Raw genomic sequence first — 13,185 nt, 5'->3', positions numbered from 1 at the left:
CGGGACGGCTCAGATCAGTGCGAAGGCCTCGCTGATCGCCCCCCTCGCTTCCCTCAGGCTTTGTACTGCGCCGACCAGGCAATGCGCCCCTCATGGTCCGTCAGCTCCTGCGGCGTGCCCAGGTGGTCGCACTGGTAGAACGCGATCTCTTCCTTCGCGAAGGCCTCCGGCGTTCTCTGCTGCTGCCCGTTCCATAGCGGGTCCTGCTCGATGTCGTAGCGCCCGCCGTTGCCGGCCATCAGCGCCTTCACGTCCGTCGTCTCGCTCAGTTCGACCGCATGAGCCTGCCGGATCTGCAACAGCGGCACGAACGAGCCRGGCYCGTGGATGTAGTSCACGCTGTCGCCGCGCCAGGCCCACTCCTGCTGCCCCTCAGTGCTCTGCGTGCTCTCGAAGGCCAGCGTGTCGCCGTCCCAGCCGAACAGCGTCTGCGCCTCGTCTGGCGCCCTTAATTCTGACAATTAAATTTGAACGTATTGATGCTTGAAGAATATATTCTCAAAGGCCTCACTCACCGATTTCCCGATCAAACAAAAGTAATCATCGAACCCTCCATAAATCCCTCCACCCTCTCCAATAAAATATGTAAGATGTTCAGAATTACCCTGCCCTATTGGAAGCAATTTCTCTCCAGCCCCGGGCCCATAAACATCCACAACCCAGGCTGGATCCAATCTTCTGGTCGCGTCGATTGCATCAAATGCACTAATGTCTTTTCCACCCCCAGAGTAAGATTGATGAAGAATTTTCATTCCATTAAATGAAGCAACAAAATCCGATGCCTCTTGAAATATTTCATATTTTTCCAATCTCCAAGCCGCCTCACAGGAGTTTGTACTTATCAATCGTTCAGAAAACCACCCGGCACTCTCTAGAACGAGAAGAGCGTTATTGCTAATTTTCGTAAGATCAATCATCTGGTTCTCACTTTGTCATACTTGAATGTCACGCGACAGTTTCCGCAGCAAGGCATGGGCTCACTAGTTCTGGTCGAAGGCGAGCACGTCGCCGTCCCAGCCGAACAACGTAGTCTTGTCTTCCGATCTCTTGGCGATGCGACACCCCAGCGCGTCGTAGGTGAAGGTGGTGGTGATGCCGCTGTGATCGGTCGCCGCCTTCATGCGGTTGAAACCATCCCAGGCAAAGACGGTGCGCCAGCCGTTGCGCACGCGTTCGGTCATGTTGCCGCGTTCGTCGTAGCGGTAGCTGGTGCCCGCGGTTGCTCAGCAGCTTGCAGGCGGGTGCTTAAGAGCGTCGTTGGTTGCCCGAGGGTCAATGATGCTGGTCGCCAGATGAAAAGCGGATATCTCGCGGCCGACGCGACTGTTCATTTTCACCAAGCGTCCCACCGGGTCATACCTGATTCAATCTAAATCGTGCGACTCGGGCAATTCAGTTGTCACGAAAATTCAAATTCGAATTAATTTCATCTAGATTCATTTTCGATATGCATTCGAGGTCCTCTGAATCCAGTACATCAGAAAATCTAGGCGCCCCATTCAACGCCCACACGCCGTTTGTTTGGTAGTGCTCTCCTACGAAATAACGAATATTCTGCCGCAGAACTTCGTTACTTAACCCATCATAAACAGTCCGAAGAATCTTCAAAATTCTGGATGCATTGTCAGATGAAAGCAAATCCAGGTCGCCGTAAAATCCGTGTGCAGGAAGTGAACTCCCCCATTTCACCATGAGATAAACACAAGCGCCAACGACATCATCGACAGTGATTTCCGAATGCTCCGACCTGTGTCTTACACAAGACTCGAGGTAACTGCAGACAGATGCCTCGGGTGAAATATCCTCATCATCAAAATAAGAATTCGAACTCTTTCTTGATTTCAAATTTCTAGCAAGAATCTTCGACGCGTCTATGCCTATCACATCTTGAGGCCGCACCCATACAAACGGCCCAGCGCCCTCGTCTCGCGCCACTAATTCTTCGATGGAAATTCGAATCGACTGAGCCACAAAAAGAAACCCGTACTCATTTTTCATTTACGTCGTCTTCATTGGGGTATTTAGAGCATTTTGCAAGCTTCTCACATAAGGATCACCAAGATCGTGCAATTTCTTCTTATCGCAATCCGACATGTCGTAAGAATTATCGGCACTCTTGAGTTCTTTCTTGAGACGACCCAATATGTCGCTGCCTTTTTGGGTGTGCCATTTGCCTCCGGTTGGCAATCCAGTCGCTCTTTCATTCGCAATTGCGCCAGATACACCGCCGGGAATTTGCGGGTTGGCATTGCTATGTCCTGCATCCGCATAGTCGTGCTGAGCGACAAGTGCTTCGATCCGGGCGCGCTTTTCGGCGTAAATTGCGGCGCCGTTAATCGGGCACTGAGGTTTTCTTGCACTCAGCCCTAAGGGGTCGATCCACTCCACCGGATTCGGTGCGTACTGCCAAGGATTGATCCCCCCCAGCAGCCCGATCGGATCTTTAGAGACAAAACGCCCCGTCTGAGGGTCATAGTACCGATGCTCGTTGTAATGCAGCCCCGTTTCATCATCGAAATACTGCCCCTGGAACCGAATCGGATTCCTGAACCCCGCCCTTCTCCCAGCCTCGCTGATCGCCTCCCGCGCCTCCCCCCAGGCTTTGTACTGCGCCGACCAGGCCACGCTGCCTTCATGGTCCGTCAGCTCCTGCGGCGTGCCCAGGTGATCGCATTGATAGAACGCCATTTCCTTCCTGTCGAACGCGCGCGGCGCGCTGCGTCCCTCGCCGTTCCACAGCGGATCCTGCTCGATGTCGTAGACGCCGCCATTGGCTTCCATCAGCGCCTTCGCATCCGTCGTCTCGCTCAACCCCACCGCCTGTGCCTGGCGCACCTGCACCAGCGGCACAAACGAGTTCGCCTCATGGATGTAGTGCACGCTCCAGCCGTGCTCGGCGCCCTCGTCGATCGCTGACTTGCTCTGCGTGCTCTCGAACGAAAGCACGTCCCCATCCCAGCCGAACAGCGTCGTGCTCTCGCCCGAACGTTTGGACAGCCGACGCCCCAGCGCGTCGTAGCTGAAGGTGGTCGTGATGCCGCTCTGGTCGGTCGCCGCCGTCATGCGGTTGAAGCCGTCCCATACGAAGACGGTGCGCCAGCCGTTGCGCACGCGTTCGGTCATGTTGCCGCGCTCGTCGTAGCGGTAGCTGGTGCCCGCGTAGTTCCTCAGCAAGTTGTCCAGCAGCTTGTTCGCCGGGTGCCTGAGCGGGTCCTCGGCCTTCGATGGGTCGACGATGTTGCCAGCCGGATCGAAGGCGAACACTTCGCGCCCCACCCGGCTGTTGGCTTCCAGCAGACGCCCCACCGGGTCGTAGCGGTAGCTCAGGTTGCCGCGCCGGCTGTCGCCGATGGCCACGAGTTGGCCGGCCTTGTCGTAGCTGTAGCTGCGCTGGATGCCCACTGCCTCGATGGCGCCGGGCCTGGTGCGCGAGATCTGCTGTTCGAGCAGGCGTCCCGCGGGGTCGTACTTCTGGCGCTGGCTCAGCCCATTGCCCTGCTCGCGCGCGACCTCGCGGTGCAGGTCGTCGCGTTCGAAGCCGAGGATGTCCTGGCCGTCGAGCATCAACCCGTGCACATGGCCTGAGCCGTACGTGAGCCACTGGGTCACATGGCCATCAGGCCGCACCGTGGCAATGCGCTGGTTGAGTTCGTCGTAGCGGTGCTGCCAGACTGCCGTGCGCTTGCGCTCCAGGTAGTGGTGGTGCTCGCGCGTCAGGTTGCCGGCCGGGTCGTAAAACCACTGCAGGCGTGCGTCGCTGTTGGTCGCCTCGAACAGGCGGCCGTTGCGGTCGTAGGCGAAGCGTTCGGACTGCCCACCGGCGCGGCGTTCGCTCAAACGGCCCAGCGGGTCGAATTCGAGTTCGGTGCGGTGGCCCGCTTCGACCACTTCAGCCAGCACGCCGGTGGTCTCTTCGTGGATGTACTGCGTGGTCTTGCGGTCGAAGCCGGTCTCCTCCAGCAAGCGACCCACGGGGTCATAGCGGAAGTCGTAGCGGCTGCCGTTCTCGTTGTGCAACTCGGTGAGGCGGCCCAGCAAGTCCCAGTAGTACTTGAGTGAGCGGCCTGCGGCGTCGGTACGGCCAGAGATCAGGCCCGCGCGCGTGTAGCTGTAGCGTGTGGCGCGACCCAGTGCGTCGGTGTGCGTCAGCAGACGGCCTTCGGCGTCGTGCACGAAATGCTCGCTCGTCCTGTCGGGCTGTTCGATCTCTTCCAGCTGGCCAGCTGCGTAGCGATAGCTGGTGGCATTGCCGGCGGCATCGGTGGCCTTGGCCAGGCGGCCGCGTTCATCGTATTCCCAGCGGCTGGTCTTGGCGGAACAGTCGGTGTAGCTGAGCAGCTGCCCCGACGGTGAATAGGCAAGCACCTTGACGCCACCCTTCGCATCGGTGATGCGCACGGGCCTGCCGGCCTTGTCGTAGGCGTATTCGGTCTTGTGGCCCAGCGGGTCGATCTCTTCCGTCAGGTGGCCCTGCGCGTCGTAGTCGCGCTTCCACACGCCGCCCTCTGCGTCGAGGATGCCCGTCAGCCGATGCTGCCTGTCGTATTCGAAATGCACGCGGCTGCCGTCTGCGCGCGTGTGCGTCTGAAGGTTGCCGTCTTCGTCGTAGGTGTAGTCGTCGGTCGTGCCGTCGGTGTGCACGTGGCGCGTGATGTTCTTCGCGTCGTCGCGGAAGAACCATTCCTGCAGCTTGTCCGGATGGATGATGCGGTAGGTGTAGCCCTGGATGTCGTAGTAGTGCCAGGTCTCGCCGCCCAGCGCATCGGTCACGTAGGTCAGGCGGATGTTCCGGTCCCACTCCAGCTTCAGCGCGAAGCTGCCGTCGTCGGACCACTCGCGCACGGCCTTGGCATCGGGGCCGGTGCCGTCGTACTCGAGGTTCATGCCCCGGCCGGTGCGGTCGGTGTAGCGGGTCACGAGATGATGCGTGTAGCTGTAGCTCCAGCTCGCACCGTCTTCGTCTTGTGCGGCGACGAGGTCGTGCTCGGCATCGTGCGTATAAGCCGCCAGCTGGCGCACGACCTGGCCGTCCTTCAGCTCCCACAGCGACTGGACGAGGCCGGTTTGCGCATCGGGTTTCGTGCCCACGTGTGCCATGACGGCTTCGCCGTGCTTGCTGATGATGTCGCTCAGCACGCGCTCGCCCGTTGCCGCGATCACATGGTCGTAGCGCAGGCCGATGGACATGCCGTCTTTTGCCTGCTGCGCCACGAGCCGGAAGTGGGGCTGCTTGCTGTCGACGTGCTCGTAGATTTCGCGCCACTCGCTCTGCTCGCCCTCGGGCAAGGGTTTGCCGAAGTCCAATGCCAGCAGGCTCTCGCTCAGGCGCGAGACACGGACTTCCTCGATCGGGTCGAAGTACGTCTGGCCCACGGCCAAGACCGGATAGGCGTGGCTGCGGCCATCGGCCGCGTGGTACACCAGACTGGCCTGGCCCTGGCGTGCGCCACGCGTCGGCGTGGTGACGTCCACGCGCATGCTGTAGGGCGTGATCCAGCGTGCGCCCAGGCTGCCCCGATCGAAGGCATCGAGGTCGCTGGCGTAGGTGCGTGCCCATTCGATGGGCAGCGGGGCTGCGAGAACGAAGTCGGTGTGAGTGAAGCTCTCATTGCCGGTGCTGAGGCTGATGGAAGCGCCCTTGCGTGCTGGTGCGGGGCAGTTCTTGCAGCCCCCGGTTCCCTGGGCGTCGGCCTGCTTGTTGATGTGCCCGAGCGGCGTACCGGGATTCTCTTTCTCCGCCTTGGCCCCCGCCTGCGGCGGCACGATCGCCGCGCGTTTGCCCTTCTTGTGCAGCAACGCATCCCGCAGCTTGTACAGCAGCCACATGATGCTGGCCTGCGCCTCCTTGTCCGCCAGCCTCGACAGCTGCCCCCTCAGCAGCCGCTTGAAGTCCAGCATCTGCGTGATCACACCGTTGACCCGGCCTGCGATCCCATCTGGCAGCTGGCTCGCCGCCGTCTTGGCCACGTAGTTTNAGCAGCCGCTTGAAGTCCAGCATCTGCGTGATCACACCGTTGACCCGGCCTGCGATCCCATCTGGCAGCTGGCTCGCCGCCGTCTTGGCCACGTAGTTTGCCGATTGCTTCGAGTAGCGCACCGCCGCGCCCCACATCCGGTTCCAGGTGCTTTGCGTCTTCGGGTCGTGCACCTTGGTCTCCGCCGCCGCGGGCGTGCCCACCGTGAACAGGTCCTTCTGTCCCAGCACTCGCCGCAGGATATCCACCAGGTTGTCGATGATCTTGTCGGCAAGATCTGCGCAGTCCTTCAGGATGCCGTCGAGCTTGGCAATGGCTCCCTCGATGAACTTGTCGAGTTCNCTGCGCCTCCTTGTCCGCAGCCKCGACAGCTGCCCCCTCAGCAGCCGCTTGAAGTCCAGCATCTGCGTGATCACACCGTTGACCCGGCCTGCGATCCCATCTGGCAGCTGGCTCGCCGCCGTCTTGGCCACGTAGTTCGCCGACTGCTTCGAATAACGCACCGCCGCGCCCCACATCCGGTTCCACGTGCTTTGCGTCTTGGGGTCGTGCACCTTCGTTTCCGCCGCCGCTGGCGTGCCCACCGTGAACAGGTCCTTCTGCCCGAGCACCCGCCGCAGGATGTCCACCAGGTTGTCGATGATCTTGTCGGCAAGATCTGCGCAGTCCTTCAGGATGCCGTCGAGCTTGGCAATGGCTCCCTCGATGAACTTGTCGAGTTCGCCCATGATGGTGGCGTTCAGGTGCCCCACCAGCGTCGTCACGATGGCCTCGCCCAGGTTCGAGGCTGCGGTCTTCAGCTCCTGCTTCACCAGGTGCAGCGTGGGCCGCAGGCTCATGCGTGCCGCCGCCATGCTCGGCGGTATCNATCCACCAGGTTGTCGATGATCTTGTCGGCAAGATCTGCGCAGTCCTTCAGGATGCCGTCGAGCTTGGCAATGGCTCCCTCGATGAACTTGTCGAGTTCGCCCATGATGGTGGCGTTCAGGTGCCCCACCAGCGTCGTGACGATCGCCTCGCCCAGGTTCGAGGCTGCGGTCTTCAGCTCCTGCTTCACCAGGTGCAGCGTGGGCCGCAGGCTCATGCGTGCCGCCGCCATGCTCGGCGGTATCGGGATCAGCCCGATCAGGTTGATGCCCAGGCTCACCCAGTTCAGGAACGCATCGACCCCGTCCTTGGCCTTCTTCTCCACGATGTTGATGATGTCCAGGAACACATCCACCAGCGCCATGATGTTCCCGACGATCGGGATGCTGCCCAGCACCATCGTCAGGCGCTCCAGCGTCACGTAGCCGCCGCTGAAGGAGCGCAGCCAGTCGTCCACCGCCTTGCTTGCCGCGGCGATGTCTTCCTTCACGATCGTGTTCAGTGGCGCTACTGCCGTNACGTAGCCGCCGCTGAAGGAGCGCAGCCAGTCGTCCACCGCCTTGCTTGCCGCGGCGATGTCTTCCTTCACGATCGTGTTCAGTGGCGCTACTGCCGTCTGCGGTTCGCGCTCCGTTGGCGCCTTGCTTCCTTCCGTCCCTGACATTTTCTGGTTTCCCTCAGTTGATGTTCGCGCCTTGGAATTCGAGTTGCTCGAACGTGCTGCCGGTGAAGTCGACGCTGCGCCCTTGCAGCCCTTGTGCATGCACCACGGTGCCGCTGCAGTTCAGCACGCCGACGTCGTTCCAGCTTCCGCCGGCGAAACTGATGTCGTCCCACTGGCACTGCGAGAAGGTGCTGTTGCCGATGCCGCCGCCATCGAAGTTCGCACGCGTGAAGCTGCAGTTGACGAAAGTGCAGCCGGTGATCGAGATGCCGCTGAAGTCGCACTGCGTGAAGCTGCAGCCGGTGAACTGGCAGCCGCTCCAGCCCGCCTGCTTGAAGCTGGTGGCGGTGAAGCTGGTGCCCGTGAAAGTGGTTGCGGCGAACTGGGCGAGTCCCAGGTCGAGTCCCGCATAGGCGAAGCTGTCGGCTTGGCCCACGAGCCCGGCGGGTGCGCCGCCTGCGCCTTTGCGCCACATGTCGTGGGCGAGGATGATGATTTGGGAAGACATTCGGAATCCTTGGAGACGTCGCTGGTTCAGCGGGACCAATGCTTCTGGAAGGTTCCGCCACCGCTCTTGCCGATCCGCAGGCAGAGCTCCGCAAGGCCGGGCAAGGCACCGCGATGGCCTTGCGGCTTGCTCTTCGCCTCCCACGAGACGCTGTACTCGTCGGGCCCTTCGACCATGACGAGTTTGTAGTTTTCGAGATGCAGGCCTGAAGACTTTGCATCGTCACAGGCGATAGCAATCGCTTGGACCGCCAAGCCATCCACTTCGATGGTTTTGTTCATCTTTTCCTCCCTTTGCAAAATTGAAAGCACCGGGTCCGGGCACCGTTACCGGCTCCCTTGTTCCCGGAGTATTTCGCCCGTCGCCCTCGAGGCGATGTACATGACTGACCGCCCCAGTTTGCTGGCGTTGCCAAGCCCCTTCTGTCCCGGAGCGAGCTTGGCTGAGAAAACGATTCCGATGGTGTCGGCTCCACCCTCGTCTTCGACGTTTTCCTTCTTCCTGTCGATGACGTGAAGATCGAAGTTGTTCAGGTCTTGCCCGGTCTTCTCGAACAACCTGTACGCGCTGCTCAGGGCAATAACCGCCGACGCATCGAGCCGCAGCTGACCCTGCGGTTCGACTTCGAAGATCGCAGCGCCAGAGAAACCGGAAGGCATGCAGATCTTTGATACGCAGACGCAATTGCAGGCACAACGCCTCAACCGATGTCTTGATAGATACCCCAGCCCGAAACATCGACACCGAAGTCATCCTCGAAGCTCTCTGAAATTACTTCTATCAAGTTGCCAGACGGATCCAGAACCCTCGCGAAATAAGAAGCCGGGGTGCGCGCGAGCATGGTGAACTCGACGCCCTTCTCCTTCAGCCCCTGGCAGAAGCTCGGAAAATTTCTCTCGATAAAGAACTCATAGAGCGCCCTTCCATCTCTTTCATTCTTCTTTCCGGTCGAGTTGAAGTACTTGAAGCAGACCGCCAAGTCCCGGTGCCCCGGTACCCGCAGGACATCCAGCTCCGCATCTCGCTCGTACCCCAGAATGCCTTCATAGAAAGCATTCATTTCCTCGAGCATCCCCTTCTTTCGAAGCATCGGTATATGAATGGTGAATGGCTTCGTCATTTCCCGTATCGTCCTTTTGCCTTGGGTCGAGAGCTTTCCTTTGAGCCGTCCCTCGCAGCCACGGTTGCGCACTGGTTGGCCTTGTATGTCTTTGCACCTGTCCGGCCCAATGCCTTCTTCTCGGCCGCGTAGAACGGGCTACGGTTGGTTGCTCCGTCAATCCCGATATCGATGAATTCGTAACCCTCTGCAGCACGCTGCCTGATCCAGACAGCATTGCCAGCGACCGCCTTCTGCTCCCACTCCTTGCTTCCGAATTCTTCGCGCGATGCACCGGAAGCCTTGGTCACGGAACTCCAATCCTTCTTGATGGTCCTGAATTCGTCGCACGGGAACTTGAGTCGCATTGCCGCAGCATAGGCTTCCACCGCAGCCTGGCCTTCGCCGACGATCACGTATTTCCTCAGTCCCAGCGGGTCGATGAATCCAGCTGGATTAGGCGCGTAGGCCATCGTGTGAATTCCCCCCGCCAGCCCGATGGGATCTTGCGACACAAACCTGCCGCTGCGCGGATCGAAATATCGATAGCGGTTGTAGTGCAGCCCCGTCTCCTCATCCCAGTACTGCCCCTGGAACCGGATCGGATTCCTGAACCCCGCCCTTCTCCCAGTCTCGCTGATCGCCTCCCGCGCCTCTCCCCACGCCTTGTACTGCGCCGACCAGGCCACACTGCCTTCGTGGTCCGTCAGTTCCTGCGGCGTGCCCAGGTGATCGCACTGGTAGAACGCCATCTCCTTCCTTTCGAACGCCCGAGGCACATGCCTCTGCTCGCCGTTCCACAACGGATCCTGCTCGATGTCGTAGACGCCGCCGTTGGCTTCCATCAGCGCCTTCGCATCCGTCGTCTCGCTCAGAGCCATAGCGCTTGATTGCCGGACCTGCACCAGCGGCACGAACGAGTTCGCCTCGTGGATGTAGTGCACGCTCCAGCCGTGCTCGCCGCCATCCTCTATCGCTGACCTGCTCTGCGTACTCTCGAATGCGAGCACGTCTGCATCCCAGCCGAACAATGTCGTGGTCTCGCCCGAACTCTTCGACAGCCGGCGCCCCAGCGCGTCATAGCTGAAGATGGTTGTCTTGCCGTCGGTGGTCGCGCTGCGCATCCGGTTGTAGCCGTCCCACGCGAACACGGTCTTCTCGCCGTTGCAGGCGCGCTCGATCAGATTGCCGCGCTCATCCCATCTGTAGTGAGTTCCCGCATAGTCCTTCAGAAGGTTGTCCATCAACCGCCCGGCCATGCTGCGGCCATCCCCGTCTAGGCGAACGGCAACGCGATTGGTAATGCGACCCGCCGCATGCGGGTCCGGATGCTCGTCGACAGGAGCACCGATATTTCCGGCCGGATCGAATGCGAACGTCTCGCGCCCCAAGCGACTGTTGGCTTCGAGCAGTCGGCCCACCGGATCGTAGCGGTAGCTCAGGTTGCCGCGCCGGCTGTCGCCGATACCCACCAGCTGGCCCGCCTTGTCGTAGCTGTAACGGCGCTGGATGCCGGTGGTCGATTCGATGGCTCTGGGCCTGGTCCGCGAGACCTGCTGTTCGAGCAACCGCCCGGCCGGGTCGTACTTCTGCCGCTGGCTCAGGCCATTGCCCTGCTCCCGCGCAATCTCCCGGTGCAGGTCGTCCCGCTCGAAGCCCAGGATGTCCTGCCCGTCAACCATCAAGCCGTGCACATGGCCGGAGCCGTAGGTCAGCCACTGGGTGACGTGCCCGTCGGGCCGCACGGTGGCGATACGCTGGTTGAGTTCGTCGTAGCGGTGCTGCCAGACTGCCGTGCGCTTGCGCTCCAGGTAGTGGTGGTGTTCGCGGGTCAGGTTGCCGGCCGGGTCGTAGTACCACTGAAGGCGCGCGTCGCTGTTGGTCGCTTCGAGCAGGCGGCCGTTGCGGTCGTAGGCGAAGCGCTCGGACTGCTCGCCGGCTCGGCGTTCGCTCAGGCGGCCCAGCGGATCGAATTCGAGTTCGGTGCGATGGCCTGCTTCGACCACTTCAGCGAGGATGCCAGTCGTCTCTTCATGGACGTACTGCGTGGCCTTGCGGTCGAAGCCGGTCTCCTCCAGCAGGCGGCCCACGGGGTCGTAGCGGAAGTCGTAGCGGCTACCGTTCTCGTTGTGCAGTTCGGTCAGCCGGCCCAGCAGGTCCCAGTAGTACTTGAGTGAGCGGCCTGCGGCGTCGGTTCGGCCGGCGATCAGGCCGGCACGCGTGTAGCTGTAGCGCGTGGCACGGCCAAGCGCATCCGTGTGCTTCAGCAATCTGCCTTCGGCGTCGTGCTCGAACTGCTCGATCGTCTGGTCCGGTTGCACGATTTCCTCGAGCTGGCCGGCGGTGTAGCGATACCTCGTCACCCGCCCCATCGCGTCGATGGTGCCAATCAAGTGCCCACGGCTGTCGTGCTCCCAGCGGCTGGTCTTTCCGGAACAGTCGGTGTAGCTGGCGAGTTGGCCGTTCGAGGCGTATGTGAGCAGCTTCGCCCCACCCTTGGCATCCGTCACGCACACGGGTCGGCCTGCCTTGTCGTAGGCGTACTCTGTCTTATGGCCCAGCGGGTCGACCTCCTCGACGAGATGCCCCTGTGCGTCGTAGTCGCGCTTCCAGACACCGCCTTCGGCGTCGCGCAAACCCGTCTGGCGATTCAGCCGGTCGTACTCGAAATGAATGCGGCTGCCATCGGCCCTGGTGTGCGCCTGCAGGTTTCCGTCGGCATCGTAGGTGTAGTCGTCGGTACTGCCATCCGTGTGCACGTGGCGAGTGACGTTCTTCGCATCGTCGCGGAAGAACCACTCCTGCAGCTTGTCCGGGTGGATGATGCGATAGGTGTAGCCCTCGATGTCATAGTAGAACCATGTCTCGCCGCCCAGCGCGTCGGTCACGTAGGTCAGGCGGATGTTCCGATCCCACTCGAACTTCAACGCGAAACTGCCATCGTCGGACCACTCTCGCACGGCCTTGGCATCGGGGCCGGTGCTGTCGTATTCGAGGTTCGTACCCCGGTCCGTGCGGTCGGTGTAGCGGGTCACGAGGTGATGGCTGTAGGTGTAGCTCCAGCCGGCACCGTTCTCGTCCTGCGCAGCCACTAGGTCGCGTTCATCGTCGTGCGTGTAGGCGGCCAGCTGTCGAACGACCTGGCCGTCCTTCAGCACCCATAGCGACTTGATCAGACCTGTACGCGCATCGGGCTGCGTGCCGACATGCGCCATGACGGCTTCGCCCTGCTTGCTGATGATGTCGCTCAGCACCTGTTCGCCGGTGCCTGCGATCACGTGGTCGTAGCGCAAGCCGATGGAGGCACCATCTCTCGCCTGCAGGGTCACGAGCCGGTAATGGTGGCCGCCTTCGACCAGCTCGTAGATCTCGCGCCAGTTGCTTTGCTCGCCTACGGGCAGCGGCTTGCCGAAGTCCAGGACCAGCAAGGTCTCGCTCAGGCGCGAGACAGTCACTTCCTCTATGCGGTCGAACCAGGTCTGCCCCACCTCCAGCACCGGATAGGCATGGCTGCGGCCATCTGCTGCGTGATAGACCAGACTTGGCTGCCCCTGGCGCTCGCCCTTGACAGGCGTCACCAGTTCCACGCATGTGCTGTAGGCGGTGATCCACCGCGCGCCCAGCATGCCGTGGTCATAGGCATCGAGCTGGCTGCGATAGGTGCGCGCCCATTCGATCGGCAGCGGCGCAACGAGCACGAAGTCGGTGTGCGTGAAGCTCTCGCAGCCGGTGACGAGGCTGATGGATCCTCCCAGTGAGACAGGTGCCGGGCAATTCTTGCATCCGCCGTCTTTCCGACCGGGCGCCTGCTTGTTGATGTGCCCGAGCGGCGTACCGGGATTCTCTTTCTCCGCCTTGGCCCCCGCTTGCGGCGGCACGATCGCCGCGCGCTTGCCCTTCTTGTGCAGCAACGCATCCCGCAGCTTGTGCAGCAGCCACATGATGCTGGCCTGCGCCTCCTTGTCCGCCAGCCGCGACAGCTGCCCCCTCAGCAGCCGCTTGAAGTCCAGCATCTGCGTGATCACACCGTTGACCCGGCCTGCGATCCCATCTGGCAGCTGGCTCGCCGCCG

10 protein-coding genes and 1 pseudogene are annotated in these 13,185 nt (G+C 61.4%); all 11 read right to left on the bottom strand.

The window, feature by feature from the left end:
• Positions 1 to 53 precede the first annotated feature (53 nt).
• Positions 54 to 461, bottom strand: a complete 408-nt coding sequence (locus ASD05_RS10635; protein ID WP_056591569.1) for an RHS domain-containing protein — start codon at positions 459 to 461, stop codon at positions 54 to 56.
• Entirely contained in the window at positions 462 to 917 is a 456-nt protein-coding gene (locus ASD05_RS29450; protein WP_082572035.1) for an SUKH-3 domain-containing protein, read from the bottom strand. It abuts the gene before it with no gap.
• Positions 918 to 980: 63 nt separating this feature from the next.
• Positions 981 to 1,181, bottom strand: a complete 201-nt coding sequence (locus ASD05_RS10630) for an RHS repeat domain-containing protein (protein ID WP_056591566.1) — start codon at positions 1,179 to 1,181, stop codon at positions 981 to 983.
• Positions 1,182 to 1,392: 211 nt separating this feature from the next.
• The gene (locus ASD05_RS30080; protein ID WP_157610074.1) at positions 1,393 to 1,998 is read right to left on the bottom strand and encodes a hypothetical protein; all 606 of its coding nucleotides are present in this window, start codon (positions 1,996 to 1,998) and stop codon (positions 1,393 to 1,395) included.
• Positions 1,999 to 5,826, bottom strand: a complete 3,828-nt coding sequence (locus ASD05_RS10625) for an RHS repeat-associated core domain-containing protein (RefSeq protein WP_235507980.1) — start codon at positions 5,824 to 5,826, stop codon at positions 1,999 to 2,001.
• Positions 5,827 to 6,843: 1,017 nt separating this feature from the next.
• Positions 6,844 to 7,332 (bottom strand): annotated as a pseudogene (locus ASD05_RS10615) (type IV secretion protein Rhs); the annotation flags it as partial.
• A gap of 187 nt (positions 7,333 to 7,519) precedes the next feature.
• On the bottom strand, positions 7,520 to 8,014 hold the full coding sequence (locus tag ASD05_RS10610; protein ID WP_056591556.1) for a pentapeptide repeat-containing protein: 495 nt from the start codon (positions 8,012 to 8,014) through the stop codon (positions 7,520 to 7,522).
• Positions 8,015 to 8,040: 26 nt separating this feature from the next.
• Entirely contained in the window at positions 8,041 to 8,295 is a 255-nt protein-coding gene (locus tag ASD05_RS10605) for a hypothetical protein (protein WP_056591554.1), read from the bottom strand.
• A 45-nt stretch (positions 8,296 to 8,340) separates the two neighbouring features.
• Positions 8,341 to 8,673, bottom strand: a complete 333-nt coding sequence (locus ASD05_RS10600) for a hypothetical protein (protein ID WP_056591552.1) — start codon at positions 8,671 to 8,673, stop codon at positions 8,341 to 8,343.
• A 41-nt stretch (positions 8,674 to 8,714) separates the two neighbouring features.
• Complete coding sequence (locus ASD05_RS10595) at positions 8,715 to 9,134, bottom strand: VOC family protein (protein WP_157610072.1); 420 nt, start codon at positions 9,132 to 9,134, stop codon at positions 8,715 to 8,717.
• Positions 9,131 to 13,126: an RHS repeat-associated core domain-containing protein gene (locus ASD05_RS10590; protein ID WP_082572071.1), complete on the bottom strand. Its 3,996-nt coding sequence runs from the start codon at positions 13,124 to 13,126 to the stop codon at positions 9,131 to 9,133. The genes ASD05_RS10595 and ASD05_RS10590 overlap by 4 nt, the downstream gene beginning before the upstream one ends.
• Between the last annotated feature and the right edge of the window lie 59 nt (positions 13,127 to 13,185).

It is taken from the genome of Variovorax sp. Root434 (assembly GCF_001426595.1).
GTDB lineage: Bacteria > Pseudomonadota > Gammaproteobacteria > Burkholderiales > Burkholderiaceae_C > Variovorax.
Note: the sequence above shows the minus strand (reverse complement) of the source record. Positions and strands in the feature narration are given on the sequence as shown.

Excerpts from the sequence above, each read along its gene's own strand:
- ASD05_RS10630 (WP_056591566.1), bottom strand. The coding sequence starts at position 1,181 with ATGACCGAACGCGTGCGCAACGGCTGGCGCACCGTCTTTGCCTGGGAT.
- ASD05_RS10605 (WP_056591554.1), bottom strand. The coding sequence starts at position 8,295 with ATGAACAAAACCATCGAAGTGGATGGCTTGGCGGTCCAAGCGATTGCT.
- ASD05_RS10590 (WP_082572071.1), bottom strand. The coding sequence starts at position 13,126 with ATGCTGGACTTCAAGCGGCTGCTGAGGGGGCAGCTGTCGCGGCTGGCG.
- ASD05_RS30080 (WP_157610074.1), bottom strand. The coding sequence starts at position 1,998 with ATGAAAAATGAGTACGGGTTTCTTTTTGTGGCTCAGTCGATTCGAATT.
- ASD05_RS10600 (WP_056591552.1), bottom strand. The coding sequence starts at position 8,673 with ATGCCTTCCGGTTTCTCTGGCGCTGCGATCTTCGAAGTCGAACCGCAG.
- ASD05_RS10625 (WP_235507980.1), bottom strand. The coding sequence starts at position 5,826 with ATGTGGCTGCTGTACAAGCTGCGGGATGCGTTGCTGCACAAGAAGGGC.
- ASD05_RS10610 (WP_056591556.1), bottom strand. The coding sequence starts at position 8,014 with ATGTCTTCCCAAATCATCATCCTCGCCCACGACATGTGGCGCAAAGGC.
- ASD05_RS29450 (WP_082572035.1), bottom strand. The coding sequence starts at position 917 with ATGATTGATCTTACGAAAATTAGCAATAACGCTCTTCTCGTTCTAGAG.
- ASD05_RS10595 (WP_157610072.1), bottom strand. The coding sequence starts at position 9,134 with ATGACGAAGCCATTCACCATTCATATACCGATGCTTCGAAAGAAGGGG.